Annotated in this window: 11 protein-coding genes; 4 read left to right on the top strand and 7 right to left on the bottom strand. The window is 69.9% G+C overall.

Annotation, left to right across the window (positions count from 1 at the left end; translation table 11 throughout):
* Positions 1-196: 196 nt before the first annotated feature.
* From G401_RS0114700 to G401_RS45760, 3 genes are read right to left on the bottom strand one after another with little or no spacing between them, the layout of a single operon-like run.
* Complete coding sequence (locus tag G401_RS0114700) at positions 197-841, bottom strand: response regulator (RefSeq protein WP_027343097.1); 645 nt, start codon at positions 839-841, stop codon at positions 197-199.
* Complete coding sequence (locus G401_RS0114695) at positions 814-2073, bottom strand: sensor histidine kinase (RefSeq protein WP_084557201.1); 1260 nt, start codon at positions 2071-2073, stop codon at positions 814-816. Before G401_RS0114695 ends, G401_RS0114700 begins: the two co-directional genes overlap by 28 nt.
* Positions 2073-2882: a CPBP family intramembrane glutamic endopeptidase gene (locus tag G401_RS45760; protein ID WP_169734189.1), complete on the bottom strand. Its 810-nt coding sequence runs from the start codon at positions 2880-2882 to the stop codon at positions 2073-2075. The genes G401_RS0114695 and G401_RS45760 overlap by 1 nt, the downstream gene beginning before the upstream one ends.
* Positions 2883-3163: 281 nt before the next feature.
* On the opposite strand from G401_RS45760, the gene G401_RS0114685 reads away from it, so the two are divergent.
* The 3 genes from G401_RS0114685 to G401_RS0114675 all read left to right on the top strand — a co-directional run bounded on the left by G401_RS0114685 (position 3164) and on the right by G401_RS0114675 (position 8505).
* On the top strand, positions 3164-5779 hold the full coding sequence (locus G401_RS0114685) for a tetratricopeptide repeat protein (protein WP_027343095.1): 2616 nt from the start codon (positions 3164-3166) through the stop codon (positions 5777-5779).
* Between the two features lie 107 nt (positions 5780-5886).
* On the top strand, positions 5887-7863 hold the full coding sequence (locus G401_RS0114680) for a hypothetical protein (protein WP_157545726.1): 1977 nt from the start codon (positions 5887-5889) through the stop codon (positions 7861-7863).
* Between the two features lie 168 nt (positions 7864-8031).
* Complete coding sequence (locus G401_RS0114675) at positions 8032-8505, top strand: DUF1877 family protein (RefSeq protein ID WP_027343093.1); 474 nt, start codon at positions 8032-8034, stop codon at positions 8503-8505.
* Positions 8506-8592: 87 nt separating this feature from the next.
* On the opposite strand, the gene G401_RS0114670 is transcribed toward G401_RS0114675, so the two are convergent.
* Positions 8593-9105 (bottom strand): YcxB family protein, encoded by a 513-nt coding sequence (locus G401_RS0114670; protein WP_027343092.1) that lies wholly within the window; start codon positions 9103-9105, stop codon positions 8593-8595.
* A gap of 183 nt (positions 9106-9288) precedes the next feature.
* Complete coding sequence (locus G401_RS0114665) at positions 9289-9672, bottom strand: nuclear transport factor 2 family protein (protein WP_034591705.1); 384 nt, start codon at positions 9670-9672, stop codon at positions 9289-9291.
* A gap of 104 nt (positions 9673-9776) precedes the next feature.
* On the opposite strand from G401_RS0114665, the gene G401_RS0114660 reads away from it, so the two are divergent.
* Entirely contained in the window at positions 9777-10367 is a 591-nt protein-coding gene (locus G401_RS0114660) for a TetR/AcrR family transcriptional regulator (protein ID WP_027343090.1), read from the top strand.
* A gap of 264 nt (positions 10368-10631) precedes the next feature.
* Here the strand turns inward: G401_RS0114660 and G401_RS0114655 are convergent, their stop codons facing one another.
* A complete protein-coding gene (locus G401_RS0114655) occupies positions 10632-11444 on the bottom strand; it encodes a class I SAM-dependent methyltransferase (RefSeq protein WP_027343089.1) in 813 nt (270 codons plus the stop codon).
* A gap of 140 nt (positions 11445-11584) precedes the next feature.
* A complete protein-coding gene (locus tag G401_RS52705) occupies positions 11585-14443 on the bottom strand; it encodes a glycoside hydrolase family 3 C-terminal domain-containing protein (RefSeq protein WP_051366674.1) in 2859 nt (952 codons plus the stop codon).
* Positions 14444-14574: the final 131 nt, after the last annotated feature.

Here is a 14574-nt window from a genome sequence, read left to right as displayed (position 1 = left end):
CGGCGGTCAAGTCATGCCACCTCGCCGCCGGTATGGTGGCCACGAGGTCTCCGGTCTACGTTCTTCTTGTCGTTGAACGGTCTACCGGAGACCTCGCCGTTCATCGACCAGCGACACGCCGAACCACAGCCGTGGACACCGGCAGGAAGTCTCCACCTGCACCGAGGCGGTTCAGCTGAGCGGCCAAGTCGGTGGGTCATTTGTTGAGGTAGGCCAGGACCGCCAGGACCCGCCGGTTGTCGTCTTCGGAGGCTGACAGCGCCAGCTTGCCGAAGATCGAGGCGATGTGTTTGGTGACAGCGCTGTCGCTGACGTGCAGCTGGCCGGCGATGGCTGCGTTGGAACGGCCTTCGGCCATGAGCCGTAGGACGTCGTGTTCGCGGGGTGTCAGGTCGGCTGTGGTGCCGCGGGCATCGTTGCGGGCCAGGAGCCGGGCGATGACCTCGGGGTCCATCACCGTTCCGCCGTCCGCCACCCGCTTGAGCGCGTCGATGAACTGCCCGGTGTGGGTGATGCGTTCTTTGAGCAGGTATCCGACGGCGCCGGCGCGGTCGGCGAGCAGTTCGCGGGCGTAGAGCTGCTCGACGTACTGGGACAGGATGAGGATCGGCAGGCCGGGCCGCTGTCGACGTGCGGTCAGCGCGGCTTGCAGTCCCTCGTCGGTGTGGGTGGGCGGTAGCCGGATGTCCACGACGGCGACGTCGGGGCTGTCGTGCAGCAGTGCGTGCAGCAGGGCTGGCCCGTTGTCGACGGCCGCGACGACATCGAAGCCGAATTCGTGCAGCGTTCTGGTCAGACCGTCCCGGAGGAGAACTAGGTCTTCGGCGAGGACAACTCGCATGGAATCTCCAGGGTCACGATGGTCGGGCCGCCGGGCGGGCTGCTGACGGCGACGGTGCCGTCGAACGGCGCGAGCCGGTTGCGGATACCGGTCAGGCCGGTGCCGGCGGCGGGATCAGCGCCGCCGTGTCCGTCGTCGGCGATGGTGAGGCGCATCAGCTTGCCGGTCGCCTCGTAGTCGAAGGTGACCACGACGTGCCGACCGCCGGAGTGCTTGGCGGCATTGGCGAGCGCTTCGCTCACCGCGAAGTAGGCGGCGGCTTCGACCGGTGCCGCAGGGCGTCCCGGCAAGTCGCCGTGTACGTCGACGTCGAGAAGGCTGTCCAGGGCCAGGGCGCGGACGGCGTCGCGCAGGCCTCGGTCGGCGAGCACCGGCGGGTGTATGCCGCGGACCAGGTCGCGTAGCTCTGACAGGGCCCGGGTGGAGGCTTGCCGTGCTTCGGTCAGCAGGGTCCGGGCGGCGGCCGGATCCTCGTCGAGCAGCCGTTCGGCGCTGTCGAGGCTCATCCCCATCGCGACCAGTCGGGCCTGCGCGCCGTCGTGCAGGTCCCGTTCGATGCGACGCAGTTCGGCGGCCTGCACGTCGACCGCCTGTGTGCGGGTCTGCGTCAGCCTCTCGACTCGCTCGGCCAGCTCCTCGCGGCCAGGAGCGAGCAGGGCCCTGGTGAGCCGGGCGTGCGTACGCAGCAGCGCCGGGCCGAACCAGACTCCGGCGGCCAGGAACGCCGCGGCGAGAGGAACCGCCGCCAGCGCCCGGCCGGTGCTGTTCACGTGGATCATCGCGTACCAGTTGCTGCCGCCGGCCTCGTCGATCGGCCGCCAGACGAAGGGTTGGACCACGGCGCCGAACAGGCCGAAGACGATCAGTCCGGCCGGTGTCGCCGCGAGGAGGGATCCGGTCAGCGGATCGATCAGTGCCCACCGCACCTCCCGCCACATCGCCGGATCGATGAGGATGGCGTAGCAGATCCGCCAGCGTGGTCCGTCCGCCGTCGTAGCCGCCGGAGCGGGGATGGCCACACCCGACCATCGGCCGGCGCGGTCTCGCGCACGATTGGCGACGGTCCGCAGCCAGCGGGCGGCCGGCGGCAGGAGCACGACACCGACGCCCAGCGGCAGCAGGCAGATCGCCGTGAGAACGGCCGCGGCTGCGGCGGCGGCCGTCACCGACAGCCCGACCAGCGCCAATCCGCGGCCGGGTGCCGCCGACCGCACGGTTCCGCTCGTGGACATCACGCCTCCCGCACGCTGGCTGTGGCATGAGAACCCCGTGTGGCCACCGCGCTGCCATTGCGGGCCGTCCTTGTCCGCGCCACCAGCACGGACACCAACGCGCAGGCCGAGCAAACCATCGCGAACGTCGTCATGGCTGCAACACTGCCGCTCTCCTCGTCAAAGATCATCAGCAGGCCCAGATTAATCAAGGTGTGGAACACGGCTGCGGGCAGCAGGTAGTTTCCGCGCCGGTCGCCGAGCACGACGCCGAGGATCACCGACAGGCTCACCGCCATGGCCACGAAGGCGACGCTGTAACCGACGCCTTGGGCGAACACCGGCACGTGCCAGCCGGCCCACAGGAATCCGACGACCAACGACGCGGGCAGCGTACGCATGCGTGTGCCCAGCAGCGGTTGCAGGAAGGCCCGCCAGCCGATCTCCTCCGCGCAGGCACCAGCGAACTGGGCGACAGCGATCAGCCCGAACGGGGCGACGAGATCATGGGCGGATCGCAGGTGCGGGTCGGCGCCGATGATGGCGTAGCAGCCCAGGCACAAGGCGAAAACGGCGGCCGCGATACCGGCGAGTGTCATGGCCCCGCCCGTCGGCCACGGCCGCACCGCGCTCCAGAGCGACACCGTCCGACGTTCACCTCGCCACAGCAGGCTCGCCACGAGCACTCCGAGCGCCGGCCCGAACTGGGTCAGCTGCAGGATCTCCGGATCGAGCCCGGTCCACGGCTGCACGGCGCCCAGCGCACCCGCGCCCACCATCGCCGTGAGGTAGAAAACCATTGCGGGATAACGAACTCTGCTCGATGTCATACGTCGATCTTGGCCAAAGTCGACGACCCACACACTGGAGCTGCCTGCCCGACGGGGGTGCAGTTTTCTACAGGTGAAGTCGCGTTGAGCTGTTGCGTACACCTGCCAGAGAGTCCAGGGACCACGATCCTGAGCCCCGCCCTTTGCGCCCCCCGTACTCTCGACGAACTCGTCCATCCGATGCCTATTCGCATACAATTCCATACATGAATATTGTTACTGGTCTATGTCAACCAAGAGACGGCATCGGCCGGCCGGTCATCGACGCCGAGGAATGACCGGTGACCGGCACGCCGGCCGGCGCCGCGTACGCCTCGATTCCGGACCCGGGCGCCGCGCGTACGCTGGACGAAGCGGCCGAGGGCCTGCGGGCGCTCAAGGTCTGGGCCGGAGATCCGTCCTTTGAATGGATCACGCAGCGGGTCAACGGCGCGTGGGCGGCCGGCGGCCGGCCGGCCGGGGAGCTGACCAAGCGGGCCACGGTGGTGGACTGCTTCAAGCCCGGCCGCCGCCGAGTGAACGCCGACCTGCTGATCGCGATCGTCGAGGCGCTGCATCCCGACGTCGGATACGTGAACCAGTGGCGGCAGGCGCTGCGCGTGATCGGCGGCGAGGCGCGGGCGGCAGCCCAGGTACGCGTCGCCGGCACGCTGCCACCGGACCTGAACGGTTTCACCGGCCGGGCCACCGAACTCGACCGGCTGCGCCGGGCCCTGGACCGGGCACGCGGGGACGCGGGCGCGACGGTGGTCGCCGCGATCGAAGGGATGGCCGGGGTCGGCAAGACGCAGATCGCCGTCCACGCCGGGCATCTGCTGGCGCGGGAGCGGTCGTTCGAGCGGGTGCTGTTCGTCGACCTGCGCGGCTTCGACGCCGATCCGGCGCAGCCGCCCGCCGATCCGGCCGCGGTGCTGGACGGCTTCCTGCGCCTGCTGGGCGTACCGGGGCAGCGGATCCCGCATGACCTGGACGCGCGTAGCGAAGCCTTCCGCAACCGGCTGGCGGGTATCCGGGTCCTCGTCGTCCTCGACAACGCCACCGGCGTGGAGCAGGTCCGGCCGCTGCTGGCGATGGCACCGGGCTGTCTCACGCTGGTCACCAGCCGCCGCCGGCTCGACGGACTGCCGGCCCGCGTCCGGCTTGCGCTGGACGTGTTCACCCCCGCCGAGGCCGTCGAATATCTGGACCGGGCCGTGGCGCTCGTCCCGGTCGGCGCCGATCCCGCCGCCGCGCGGCGCATCGCCCACCGGTGCGGCTTTCTCCCGCTGGCGCTGGGCCTGGTCGCCGGACACATGCGCGCGACGCCCGGGTGGACCCGCACCGATCACGCCGACCGCCTCGACGAACGCCACCGCGATCGCCGGCTGGACACCGGCATCGAGCTCGCGCTCGATCTGTCCTACCAGCATCTGCCCGCGGAGCAGCGCCGGCTGTTGCGGCTGCTGAGCCTGCATCCAGGGCATGACTTCGACGCGTACGCCGCGGCGGCCCTGACCGATGCCGATCTGTCCGCCGCCGGGGCGGGTCTGGCCGGACTTCGCGACGACCACCTGCTGCAGGATGCGACGCCGGGCCGGCACACGTTCCACGATCTGATCCGCGCCTACGCCGGCACCCGGGCGAAGGACGAGGAGCGGCCGACGGAGCGGCAGGCCGCCCTCACCCGGCTGTTCGACTACTGCCTCGCGACCGCTGCCGCGGCGATGAACACGTTGTACCCCGCCCGCGCGCACAGCCGACCCAAGATCCCGGCGGCGGCCACGCCCGTCCCGGATCTGACCGATCCCGACGACGCCCGCGCCTGGCTGGACACCGAGCGGCCGACGCTGGCGGCCGTCGCCGCCCACGCCGCCGCCCACGGCTGGCCCGGCCATGCGACCCGGCTGTCGCGAACGTTGTTCCGGTACTACTTCGACGGCGGCCACCACAACGACGCCGTCGCCGTGCACGGCCACGCGTTCGAAGCCGGGCGGCGTACCGGGGACCTGCCGGGGCAGGCGCACGCGCTCGCCGACCTCGGCGTCGCCCACCTCGCACTCGGGCGGCACACCGCGGCCGGTGACCACCTGCGGCAGGCCCTCGACCTGTTCCGGCAAGCCGGCGACACGGCCGGACAGGCCCGCGCGCTGGCCAACCTCGGATTCGTCGGCGAGCGGACCGGCCGCTATCAGGCGGCCGCCGGCCATTTCGCGCAGGCGCTGACCCTCGACCGACAGGTCGGCAACCGGACCGGCGAGGCGCGTACGCTGATCAACCTCGGGGTGGTCGAGGCGCGCCAGGGCCGCTACGAGACGGCCGGCAGCCGGTTCGCCGAAGCGCTCGCCTTGAGCCGTCAGATCGCCGATCCGGCGGGCGAGGCCTCCGCCCTGCACAACCTCGGCGAAGTCGAACTGCGATCGGGCCGGTACGCCCCGGCCGGCGACCACCTGCGCCAGGCGCTGACGCTTCTGCGGCAGGTCGGCGACCAGACCGGCGAGGCATACGTGCTGGACAGTCTCGGCACCCTCCACACACGACTGGGCCGGCCCGCCGACGCCGTCGCGTACCACCAAAAGGTTTTGCAGGTCTTCCGGACGACCGGCGAGCGGTACGGCGAGGCGTGGGCGCTCAACGGCCTCGGGGAGGCGGCGCGGACGGCGGGACGACCCGGTGACGCGCTGGCGCACCATGCCGAGGCGCACCTCGTCGCCGCCGAGGCCGGCGACCGGGACCAGCAGGCACGGGCCCACGCGGGCCTGGGCCACGCCCACCGCGACCTCGGCGATCCGGCCCTCGCCCGCCATCACTACCGGCTCGCCCTGGCGCTCTACACGGACCTGGGTACGCCTGAAGCCGAGCAGATCCGCCCCCATCTGGACGCGCTCGACCGGGAGTCACCCGAACCGACCGACGAGTGACCAGAATGCAGGACAGTCCTGTATGGATTCGTACGGGATCCGCCGTCACCGCCGGTCCGTCCGCGACCCTGCTTGCAGAAACTCATCTGCTGGAGGGAGTGAAGACCGTGCGGGACACAGCAAGGCGCACAGGCGCGGCCGTCGCCACACTGGTGGCGGTCGTGCTGTCGGTGGGCGGCCACGGCGGCGAGCCCGGACCTGTCGCCGACAACCTCGAAACCTGGAATGCGAAGATCGCCGCTGTGCCGCAGCCGGCCGGCGCCGGCTGCCTCGCGGCCGACTTCCCCCGGCTGACGTGGCGGCGGGTGGCGTGCGCCGCGGCACCCACCGAGCCGATGGCGCCACGACTGCGCGGTCCGGGCCCGGTGACCGACGTCGGCGCCCTCGGCGGCGGGGCGAACGCCTCCACACCGGCCGGGGAACTCATCGCCAAGGCGAACGGCTCCTTCCAGAACGTCGTCCACGTCCAGCACGTCGACAGCGTGCTGGCGGGCGTGGCGAACGTCGGCGCGTACACCCTCCAGCTCAACACCAACACCTTCGCGGCGACCGTCTGCGGGGTCGGGCACGACCAGTGCAAGGGCTGGAAGCAGTTCCTGTTCGCCAACGAAGGCAGCGCCGCGGCGAGCCGCAGCAGCGTCTACATCCAGTACTGGATCCAGCACTACTTCACGACCTGCCCGGGGGGCTGGACCGAGTACGTTCCGGCCGGGACCGTGCCGCTGCCCGACGACAAGTTCTGCTACTTCACGCCGCCGCTGTCCGGCACCGCCTTCGCGGCTCCGGTGCCCGTCACCAACCTCGCCATTCCCACCCTCCTGCTGACCGGTGAGGCCAACGTGGCCGGCAGCGGCCAGGACAAGGTCACCATGAACGACGGCTTGGGGCACATCGTCTCCGCGCAGACGACCCCGCCGATCATCCCCACGCAGACGATATGGTGGACCGCGGCCGAGTTCAACGTGTTCGGCTACGGCAACACCGCCACGGCCGTCTTCAACGATCCTGGCCGCCATTACGGAGACTTCGGCGACACCAGCCTGCGCGCGAAGACGGAGATCGACTACGGCGGCACGAAGAAGCCCGTGTGCAACAGCGCCAGCTTCAGCGCCGAGTCGAACAACCTCACGGTCGAAAACGTCAAGCTGCCCAACGGTCCCGGCCTGCCGGCGATCGTCCTGCCGGAGCGGCTGACCGGAACGCCGAGCGTACAGGGCTGCATGGCGGCGGCCGTGCTCGGCGACACCCACGAGCAGACGGTCGCCGGCACGCTCTACGACTTCCAGGCCACCGGCGACTTCGTCGAAGCCCAGATCGGCTCCGCGTTCGAGGTGCAGACCCGCAAGGTCTCCGGCGCGCCCATCTGGCCGAACGCGTCCCTGAACCGCTCGGTCGCCACCCGGATGGGTACCACGCGCGTCGCGCTGTGCGACGGCACGCGCCTGGTGGTCAACGGAACCACGACGCCGCTGGCCTCCGGCGCGACCCTGTCGCTGCCCACCGGCGTGACCGTCCGCCGGGTGAGCAACGTCTACCTCGTCAAGGACCAGTCGACCGGCAACAACGTACGCATCGCCGCCAACCTCGGGGCGAACTACGTCTACAACGACGTGCAGGTCGGCGTCGGCGACTGGCCGCAAACCGTGCGCGGCCTGGCGGGCAACCCCGACAACGACGACCCCACGGTGCTCGCCGCCGCCGACGGCGCCCGGTTCTCCATCCCGCTGTCCTTCAACGACCTCTACGGCCGGTACGGCACCAGCTGGCGAGTCAACCCGCTCACCACGATGCTCTCGGCCTGCACCGCGGGCGGCTCCGGCAACCCGGCCACCCCCTTCTACGCGAGCAACCTGCCCAACCAGATCTGGGGACAGGCGTACACGATCTGCCAAGGGGCCGGCATCGTGGTCAAGGAGTGGCTCGACGCGTGCACCCTCGACGTCGGGGTGCTCGGCCCCTCGGCCGCAGCGGCCTACGTCGGCCGGGAGCCCGCCGCAGTCAGCGCCAACCCGATCCAGCCGGCTCCCCCGTGCAGCGGGCCGTCGCCCGGACCGGTCTGCGTACGCGCCGGCCGCACTGAATGAGGCGCTCCACCAACGGTTTCGGGCTGCCCGTGACGGGCGGCCCGAAACTCGAAGCCCTTATGACGGCCGGCTCACGCACGCCCGGCCAGGAGCCGGTGAAGCGATCAATTCGGTTGCTGTGAAATCTTCGACGTGCTCCGCTGTGGCCGTGCTGAGGAAGGGCTGCCGATGAGCGTACTCGGCGACATCGCCAGGGTGAGTACCACGGAGCTCGAGCGACTGCGCTTCGACAGCGACGCCTACGGCTACCTGTCCGGTGCCCAGGTACCCAAGGTCGATCTTGACCGATACTGGGACTGCCTGCGCTTCGTCATGGACGCCGCAGGCTTCCCTGTCAATCCGATCGGCGGCCGCCCATACCCCGATGAAGCGTCGGCCTGGGGCGACGGCACACCCAACAGCAGCTCCTGCACCCGTACCCCAGACGAGGTACGACTGGCCGCGGCATCGCTGGCCGCCACACCGTTCGCAGCGCTGACGAAATACCTACCAGCGGCCAACGCCGCAGCCCTGTATCCCAGTAACTATGACTGGACCTCTCTCGCCACACGGACCAACACCGCACGCCACTACGGTGCGCTCGTGGCATTCTTCCAGCAGGCAGCCGCGGACGGGCAGTCCACCGTCTTCTGGGCCGCCTGAGTCCCCCAGGCGCATCGTCACCGGACTCGCACGGCTCGCCGACGGCCCGTGGCCATACGCAGACGGCGACATTCACGGCAACCGGCCCTATACGACCTTGACCAGCTTGCGGTCACGGCCGTTCAGGAACGTCTCAAATGCCGCCGTGTCCTCGGCGTTCAGCACTCGCTTGGGAATCACCAGGTTGACCTTGTTGGAGGTGAAGGCGAGCGTCCAGGCGTCGCGCGAGGTCACGACCCGGGTCAGCTCCCACACGTGGTCACCGTTCCGCTCGCGCATCGTCCAGCTGTAACGGTCGGCCGTGAGGTGAACGGCGATCGGCGCGCAAAGCGCATTCGCAATCCGGTCTGTGGTCGCGGGGAAGGCCCGCACCAACGCCAGGAAGACCGCACCCACCAGAAGGAGTAGCACACCAACGGCCGCCAGGCCGGCCGACGACTGGCCCCCGCCGATACCGAGCCCCGTCACCAGCAGGATCGCACCGCCGACGATGCCGATGGCGGCGTACGCCCACCAGACAGCACGGGTTCTGCGGGAGTTCTGCACCAAGGCAGCCCTGATCTCGGCCACAGTCGGCTCGAATTGTGCGGTGATGTCCATGGGTATGAACCCCTCCTGTACAGGGCGGAGCGCGCATACCCGTGTCGCCCCCGCGAGCCGGGACAATATCCCATGATCAGAATCGCCATGTCGATCACGGAATGATCACAAGAGCTATCAGGCAAGGACGTGACATGCATGTCTGGGCACGCGCCCAGGCCGGACAGGGAGACACCGGCGAGCTCAGCTGGGAAGGATGCGCGTGGCCTGATACGCGTGCAGCATCCTGCCGTCGGCAGCCAGCCGGCCGAACATGTAGATGTCGGTGACCACCGGGGAACCTTTCACCATTCGGGCGATCAACCGGTAGCGAGCCGCCACCCGGTCGCCGTCGATCAGGACGTCATGCACCTCTGTCTCGATTCCTGCCACCCGTTTGCGAGCCGGGCGCACATGGTCGAGCAGGCGCCGGCGGTCGAGCGCGACCCCGTCGTTGACCATCTCGAATTCCGGTGCGTGATACCGATCGAACACCGCTTCGGCCGGCTCGTCGCCGAAGGTCACCTCCTGCGGATAACGGTTGAGGTATTGGACCACGTCATCTTCCGTAACGATCGCGGCAACCATCTTCTTCCTCCTCCGTGGGCCGGAGCAGCCCACATCGATCTACGGGTACAGGTATCTTAGACACCTACGTCCAAGATAACCCCCGGCTGGTATCATGGACAACCGTGTCAGAGATAAAGACGGCGACCGTCCGCCGCAAGCGACGGGCCGACGCCGACAGGAGCGCGACCGCCGTCCTGGACGCCGCGGTCTCCGTCCTGGGCCAGCACCCCGACGCCGGCGTCGACGAGGTCGCCGCAGCGGCCGGCGTCGTCCGCCAGACGGTGTACGCACACTTCGGATCTCGGCAGGCGCTGCTGAACGCGGTCCTCGCGCGTATCACCGACGAGGTCTCGGCGATCGTGAACGCCGCCGACCTTGACGCGTCAACCCCGACGCAGGCTCTCGCCCGGTGGCTCGATCTGTGCTGGGAGGTGCTGCACCGCTATCCCCTGCTGCTGCATCCCGCCGCGGCACGCGGGGATCAGGACCCGGCAGCGACGCACGCACCGATCCTGGGCCAGCTGCGCAGACTGATCACCCGCGGACGACGCGAGGGCGTCTTTCGCCGGGACCAGCCGGTGCAATGGCTCATCGAAGCCACCATCGCACTCGGCCACACCGCGGCAGCCCAGATCGCCGCCGGTCGGATGAGCACGGCCAGAGCCGGTGCGGCCTTCCGCGACAGCGTCCTGCGCCTATACGCCGCCCACTAAGGCTCGATCGGCCCCGCCGCGTACGTCCTCGGCATGGGTCGCTGTGAACTGGCTCGGGGCCGCGCCGGTGATGCGAGCAGGCAACGGAGTTCGCCAGCGGGATCACATGGCCTGGTTGATCCGCGCCCCGGCGGCGACCACGCGGTGACCATCCCCCTGACGGCGAACACCCCGACAGCGGCCAAGTGCTGTGCCGTGTAGGTAGAGGTCCAGATCCTGATCGAACAGACGCTTTCAAGAGCCTGACCGGATCACGCCCGGAATTCAGTCCGCGCGCTGGCCGATGCGCAGGACGCTCAGGTATCGGCGGGCCACGCGGTCGCCCATCCGGGTGCGGATGCGCTCGGCGATGGCGTCGAGCAGCGGCTCGCGGACGTCGCGATCGAGCCTGAGGTACAGCGACTGCGAGCGCATGAGGTCGGCGAATCCGTCGCCGTCCAACCACTGAACCGTGGGGTACCAGCGCACGATCGTGGGGCCGAACAGGCTGCCGGGATCCTCGACCAGCCCCCAGCCCTCGTCGGTGCTGCGCACCTCTCCCTCCAGCGGCGGGTGTCCCCATGCGGGGTTCCCCGGGGCGAACCGTTCGTGCAGATCGGCAGTTTCGGCGTACACCTCCGGCTCGCCGGACCGGCGGATGACGACGTGGCCGAGCAGCGCCATCCACCCTCCCGGGTGGAGCACCTCGCGGGCCCGCCGCCAGCCGATCGCGGGATCAACCCAGTGCCACGCCGAAGCGGCCACGAGGAGGTCGAAGCGTCGACCTCGGTCGTCCCACTCTTCGAACGTCGATGACTCGACGGTGACGTTGCCGAGGGCGGCGAGCCGTTCACGAGCCAACGCGGCCATACCTGAGCCCGGCTCGACCGCGGTCACCGAACATCCGAGCGCCGCCAGCGATCGTGTCGCCTGACCGGTGCCGCAGCCGACCTCCAGCACCGGTGCCCCTTCGCCGATGCCGGTGATGGTGACGAGGTCGGTGAACAGAGCGTCGGGATACCCCGGCCGGACCCTGTCGTACAGCTCCGGCACCTCGTTGAACACCTGACCGATGCCGGCTCGATCCGCGCCTGCCATCGCACCATCCTCGCCGAGGCCGTCGCCGACATGCCGATTCCGGACAAGCGTACCGATCGACGCATCAGATAATCGGCACCCTGCGGCTCAGGGGGCAAGCAGGTCGGGCGGGCCGGCGCCCCCGCGCGCCGGAACATCGGTCACGACGGCGTGCTCCATACCTGGTTCGCTCCGCCGGTGCAGGTCCAGATCTGCAGCTGGGTGCCGGGGGTGGTGGAGAAGCCCGTGTCGTCGAGGCATTTGCCGGATGCCGGGTTGAACAGCGAGCCGTCGGCACGGTGCTGCCAGGATTGGGCGCCGGTGCCGTTGCAGTCGTACAGCTGGACCTTGGTGCCGTCGGCGGTTCCCGCGGCGGTGATGTCCAGGCATTTGCCGAGGGCCTGCAGGGCTCCGCCGCCCAGCGCCGTCCAGCGCTGAGCGCCGGTCTGGTTGCAGGTGTACACCGTGACCGGGGTGCCGTTGGCGGTCGACGCCGCCTTGACGTCTACGCACAGCCCTTGGTAGCCGACCATCGGGGCGTCGGCGCCGAGGGTGATGCCGCCGGTGAGCCGGATGTCGCGGGACGACGCGCCGACGAGGATCTGGTAGGTCCCGGCGGTGCGGGTCCACGCGTTGGCCGTCCAGGCCTGGAAGCTGCGCGCGTCGAGGTTGACCGTGGCGCGCTGGGTCTGGCCCGGGTTCAGGGTGACCTTGGTGAACCCGCGCAGGTTCTTGGGCGGTTCGCCGGCCGCGGACGGCTGCGCGACGTAGACCTGCGCGGCCTCCGCGCCGGCCCGGCTGCCGGTGTTGGTGACGTCGAACGACACGGCCACCTTGCCGGTGGCGTCGGGCGCGCCGACCGTCAGGTTGGCGTATCCGAAGGTGGTGTACGACAGGCCGTAGCCGAACGGGAACAGCGGTGTCGTGTTGCGCGCGTCGTACGAGCGGTAGCCGACGTTGACACCCTCGGAGTACTGCACGGTGCCGTTCTGGCCGGGCCACTGCGCGGCGGTGCCGGCCGGTACGTCGGCCAGCGACGCCGGGAACGTGACCGGCAGCTTGCCCGACGGGTCGACGTCGCCGAAGAGGAGCGATGCCAGCGCGTTGCCGTACTCCTGGCCGGGGTACCAGGCTTCGAGGATGCCGCGTACCGACCCGGCCCATGGCATGGTCACGGCGGATCCGCTGGTGACCACGACGACGGTGTTCGGGTTGGCCGCCGCGACGTCGGCCACGAGCTGGTTCTGGTCGGACGGCAGGCTGATGTCGGGCAGGTCGCTGCCTTCGGCTTCGAAGCGGCCGACGAACACGACGGCCAGGTTGGCGTTGCGCGCCGCGGTGACGGCCTGGTCGTGCGCGGACGGGCTGCCGGTCACCCGCCAGTTCTGCGCGGTCGTGCCGTTGCACGTGTAGATCTGCAGCTGGGTGCCGTTGGCCGGGTTCGCCGCCGGCACGTCGAGGCACTTGCCCGATGCTGGGTTGACCATCGTGCTGCCCGACACGGTCCATTTCTGGGCGCCGCTGCCGTTGCAGTCGTACAGCTGGACCTTGGTGCCGTCGCTGGTGCCGGCGCTGGTGATGTCCAGGCACTTGCCGAGGGCGCGTACGGTGCCGTCGGTCCCCGGCGTCCAGATCTGGGCGTTGGAGCCGTTGCAGTCGTAGAGCTGCACGTGGGTTCCGTTGGCGTTGCTGGCCGCGGCGACGTCGACGCATTTGCCGGCCAGTCCCACGATCGGACCTGAGGTGCTGCCCGACGCGTACGTGACGGTGGTCGCGCTGCCGGCCCGGCTCGTGATGCCCTGTAACGGGCTGACCGCGCCGGTGGGGTTGACCCCGGCGCTGCCGCCGCCCTGGTACATCGGCGACGCGTCGCCGCCGACTCCGAGGACGGCGATCGACTTGGTGTCCGACCCGATCGGTAGCGTGTTGCCGGTGTTCTTGAGCAGCACGGTTCCGGCCGCGGCGACCTGGCGGGTGAGGGTCGTGTGGGGGGTCGACGTCACCGGTGTGCTCAGGGTGCCGGTCTGGGCTCTGTCGAACAGGCCGGCCTTGAACATCGAGACGAGGATCCGCTTGACGTGGTCGTCGATCGTGGCCTGGCTGACCTGGCCGTTCTGCACGGCGGTGGTCAGCGCCGGGCCGAAGTAGCGGTTGTCGGGCATCTCCATGTCCAGGCCGTTGTCGGCCGACGCGACGGTGGAGTGGGTGGCGCCCCAGTCGGAGGTGATGAACCCGGTGAAGCCCATGTCGGCCTTGAGAATGCTGTTCTGCAACGGCCCGTTCTCACACGCGAAGGCTCCGTTGATCGCCGAGTACGAGCACATCGCGGAGTACGCGCCGCCCTGGCGGACCGAGGTCTCGAACGCCGGCAGGTAGATCTCGCGCTGCGCGCGGTCGGACACGATCGCGTTGTCGGTGATGTTGTTGCGGTTGGTCTCCTGGTTGTAGACCGCGTAATGCTTGACCTGCGCCATCGGGCCCTGGCTCTGGATGCCCCGAATGTCGGCGGCCGCCATCTGCCCGGCCAGGTAGGGGTCCTCGCCGAACGACTCGAAGGCCCTCCCCCACCGCGGATCGCGGACGATGTTGACCGTCGGACCGAGCTCGACGTTGGTGCCCTTGCCCCACTGCTCGGCGCCGAGGACCTGGCCGTACTGGTTCATCAGCCCGGTGTCCCAGGTCGCGGCGCCGGACACCGGCGAGGCCAGCTGGGTGACCCCGGTGACGCCGTCACCGACGCCGGCCGGCCCGTCCTGCAGGTGCAGTGCCGGGATGCCGAGCCGGGTGTTGGCGTCGATGCAGCCGGCGTACCCGCACGAGGCGCCGCCGTGCATCATGGCGAGCTTCTCGGCCTGGGTCATGGCGCTCAGCAGCTCGCCGGCGCGCTGGTCGGCTGTCTGTGTGGTGTCCGTCCAGGGTGGAGTGGCAGCCCAGGCGCGAGGTACGCCGGTGGAACCGAGCGTGGCCACCACCGCGGCGGCGATCAGCGCGTGAGCGGCGCGACGGGCAAGCGGTTGCATCCGCACTCCTCGGGGACGATGCATCGACTCCCGTCATTAAAGGGCGGCCTCGCGCTCATGTCAACGTTGTCATTTCACCCGCGCCCGGGCCTCAGCGGCAGCCCGCCACCCGATGAGAGCCCCTGTGGGGC

Origin of the sequence: Hamadaea tsunoensis DSM 44101 (genome assembly GCF_000428945.1) — a bacterium.
Lineage (GTDB): Bacteria > Actinomycetota > Actinomycetes > Mycobacteriales > Micromonosporaceae > Hamadaea > Hamadaea tsunoensis.
The sequence above is the reverse complement of the archived record's forward strand: the minus strand, read 5'-3'. Positions and strand labels throughout refer to the sequence as shown.

What these genes read in the sequence shown, in the direction of transcription:
- G401_RS0114700 (WP_027343097.1), bottom strand. Translation starts at nt 841, where the DNA reads ATGCGAGTTGTCCTCGCCGAAGACCTAGTTCTCCTCCGGGACGGTCTG.
- G401_RS0114695 (WP_084557201.1), bottom strand. Translation starts at nt 2,073, where the DNA reads ATGTCCACGAGCGGAACCGTGCGGTCGGCGGCACCCGGCCGCGGATTG.
- G401_RS45760 (WP_169734189.1), bottom strand. Translation starts at nt 2,882, where the DNA reads ATGACATCGAGCAGAGTTCGTTATCCCGCAATGGTTTTCTACCTCACG.
- G401_RS0114675 (WP_027343093.1), top strand. Translation starts at nt 8,032, where the DNA reads ATGAGCGTACTCGGCGACATCGCCAGGGTGAGTACCACGGAGCTCGAG.
- G401_RS0114670 (WP_027343092.1), bottom strand. Translation starts at nt 9,105, where the DNA reads ATGGACATCACCGCACAATTCGAGCCGACTGTGGCCGAGATCAGGGCT.
- G401_RS0114665 (WP_034591705.1), bottom strand. Translation starts at nt 9,672, where the DNA reads ATGGTTGCCGCGATCGTTACGGAAGATGACGTGGTCCAATACCTCAAC.
- G401_RS0114655 (WP_027343089.1), bottom strand. Translation starts at nt 11,444, where the DNA reads ATGGCAGGCGCGGATCGAGCCGGCATCGGTCAGGTGTTCAACGAGGTG.
- G401_RS52705 (WP_051366674.1), bottom strand. Translation starts at nt 14,443, where the DNA reads ATGCAACCGCTTGCCCGTCGCGCCGCTCACGCGCTGATCGCCGCCGCG.